This window comes from Stenotrophomonas sp. P5_B8, assembly GCF_054049855.1.
Window position 1 is genome coordinate 1 of sequence record NZ_JBFULO010000569.1, and the last position, 1,984, is coordinate 1,984.

General features: G+C 68.4%; 2 protein-coding genes. Both read right to left on the reverse strand.

The window, feature by feature from the left end; translation table 11 throughout:
* Nucleotides 1-152: 152 nt before the first annotated feature.
* Nucleotides 153-1,046, reverse strand: a complete 894-nt coding sequence (locus ACXJKH_RS19420; protein WP_457321823.1) for a sigma-E factor negative regulatory protein — start codon at nt 1,044-1,046, stop codon at nt 153-155.
* 8 nt (nt 1,047-1,054) lie between these two features.
* Nucleotides 1,055-1,675: an RNA polymerase sigma factor RpoE gene (gene rpoE / locus ACXJKH_RS19425; protein WP_256775837.1), complete on the reverse strand. Its 621-nt coding sequence runs from the start codon at nt 1,673-1,675 to the stop codon at nt 1,055-1,057.
* Nucleotides 1,676-1,984 lie beyond the last annotated feature (309 nt).

A 1,984-nucleotide genomic window follows, 5' to 3' on the forward strand; every position in this document is an offset into this window, starting at 1 on the left:
GCGGCAGGGTCAGGGCCAACAGGGTCATGGCCTGGGTACGCATGCGTGGGGTCATCAGACTCGAGCCTCCGGGTCAGTAAGCGGGGAAAGGGGCAGCGTTCCAGCCGAAGGGCCGGGCGCGGGACAGATCGGGAAGGGAAACGCGGTGGCGCTCAGTCGCGGTGCCTGCGTGGGGTCGGCACACTCGGTTCGGATTCCTGCAGCCGCGGTTCGAACGGATAGAACGCGGCCTGCGGCTCCTGCGTGGAGAAACTGGCGTTGAGTGCACCCCCGGCGGGGGCCAGGGTGGAACGCGGCCACGGCCTGGCCTGCAGGCTCGCGACGTCACCGAACGGCAGCTGGCGGGTCGTCGCGGTGGCATGGGCGGCAGCCGGCGGCAGGGTCGGTGCCAACGGCGCCTGGCTGGCCAGCGCACGCTGCGGCTCGGCACTGCGCGCGGCGGCGCTGCGTGCGACCTGCTGGGTGCGGGTGGCGCTGGCGCGGCGTACCGACGCCACGTCCTGGCGGCGGCTGGCGGCGGCGACCGCAGCGGCCGGGGCCGCGGCCATCGCAACGGCGGCCTCCACCGGTGCTGCCGGGGTAGCCGGGGCCGTCGGCAGCTCGGCCTGGCTGGCGATGATGGTGGTGGTCGGGGCATCCAGCGGCGGGGCCTCGCTGGGCAGCTGTTCGCGGGTCATGAACATCGCCACGGCCGCCACCGAGGCGGCCAGCGCCGCGCCACCGCCCCAGCGGCGCCAGCCACTGCGGGATTCACCGGTACGCTCGGTGGCCGCGGGCGCAAGCGGCGCGGGTTCAGCGGCAACCGCGCCACGCACGCGCTCGGCGAAGTCCAGCGGTGCCGGTGCGCAGGCCTGGCCGCGGAGCACGTCGCCCAGCAACTGCCACCGCTCGTGGCAGCCGGCCAGGGCGTCGTCGTGCTCGAGCCGGCGCAGCATGAACCGCGCTTCGTCGGCCGACAGCGCACCGTCGATCAACGCCGACAGCTGCTGGCGATTGTGGGCATCGAGTTTGTCCGGCGCAGCGCCGGTGGATCCAGGGTTGTTCATGTGGTGGCTCATACGCGGCTCTTCTCGCGGGTGGCACTGCCGACATCCAGCAGTGGCCGAAGTTCAGTGTCGATCGCCTCGCGGGCGCGGAAGATCCGCGAACGCACAGTGCCGATCGGGCACCCCATCTTCTGCGCGATGTCTTCGTAACTCAGCCCGTCCACCTCGCGCAGGGTGATGGCCGATCGCAGTTCCTCCGGCAGCGCCGAGACCGCCTTCATCACCGTCTGCTCCAGTTCCTGGCGCATCAATTCGCGCTCGGGCGTGTCGGTGTCGCGCAGCCGGGTACCGCTGTCGAACTGTTCGGCATCGCCGATGTCGATGTCATCGGTGGGCGGGCGGCGGTTGTGGGCAGCAAGGTGGTTTTTGGCAGTGTTCACGGCGATCCGATGCAACCAGGTATAGAACTGGGCGTCGCCACGGAAACTGCCGATCGCGCGATACGCGCGGACGAACGTGTCCTGGGCGACGTCCTGACATTCACTCCAGTCGGCGATGTAGCGCCCGATCAGTGCAATGATCCGATGCTGGTACTTGCGCACCAGGACATCAAAGGCCGCACTCTCGCCGCGCTGCACGCGCCGGACCAGTTCCAGGTCCAGCTCCTGTGGTGTTTCAACCTCGGCCATGAGGGGCCGCACTCCTGTCAGCCCGACCAACGTCGAGCACTGAGACTGCCAATCCCGGGAAAAGTTCAGCGACCGATCACACGACGCCGCACCAGCTTTTAACCACCGTTCCGTTAAGGTTCCCGTTCACGGCAATGATCCGGGCCTTCCCTTCCCCCCAGCTATAGGGATTTGACGGGGAGGAAACAACCTCTGGATCATAGCCCCCTTCTCCATACACAACCGGATGGAACGTCCCCATGCTTTCAGGCTTCGATGGGCTTCGCTTCTCACATTGGCACCCGCAGATCCGTGATGATGGTGTCGTGG